This window comes from Okeania sp. SIO2C9 (assembly GCF_010672455.1).
Classification (GTDB): Bacteria; Cyanobacteriota; Cyanobacteriia; order Cyanobacteriales; family Microcoleaceae; genus Okeania.
Window position 1 is genome coordinate 4,274 of the sequence record NZ_JAAHGO010000011.1, and the last position, 619, is coordinate 4,892.

Genomic DNA, 619 nt, shown 5'->3' on the forward strand with positions numbered 1-619 from the left:
ACATTAGGCAAAGCTTGAATTGTTACAGTTTCACCGCTCTTAAAAGTCTGCACAATTTCATAACCATTCGCAGTAGGTTGTCGATAAACTTCCAGACATTTTTCAGTCAGATTCACCAACCAAACTTCAACAATATTATTCTCAGCATATAAAGGAATTTTTACTTCTTGGTCATATTTAACTGTTGTATCTGACACTTCTATAAGGAGAAATACATCTTCTGGTTGAGGATGTTGAGTCTGATAAAAATCTGGTCGTCGTTGCAGCAAACTTATATCTGGTTCTGGTTCAGAATTATTATTCAATCTCACAGGATCTTGAATTCCTAGAGTAACAGTCTTTGCTAAACGTAAAAAGAACAGTTCGTTCAGACGTTTCACACAAGCTGAGTGATGAATACCAATAGGGGAAATTTTGACAATTTCTCCTCGGATTAGTTCTACTCGTTCATTTTCAGTTAATATTCCTGCTTCTAGCAGCTTATAATACTCATCTACAGTAAATAGTCGTCGCAATAATTGTACAGACATTTTCAACTCCTTGAGAATAATTGTATTCAGCATTCAGCTATTTTTTAGTTATAGCTCAAAGCTTTTTTTACTAATACTCAGAACACAAT

1 protein-coding gene is annotated in these 619 nt (G+C 34.4%); it reads right to left on the minus strand.

What is annotated here, in order from left to right:
- Positions 1–530: Uma2 family endonuclease (locus F6K23_RS09975; RefSeq protein ID WP_293154158.1), on the minus strand; the 530-nt coding region annotated here is incomplete at its 3' end.
- Positions 531–619: the final 89 nt, after the last annotated feature.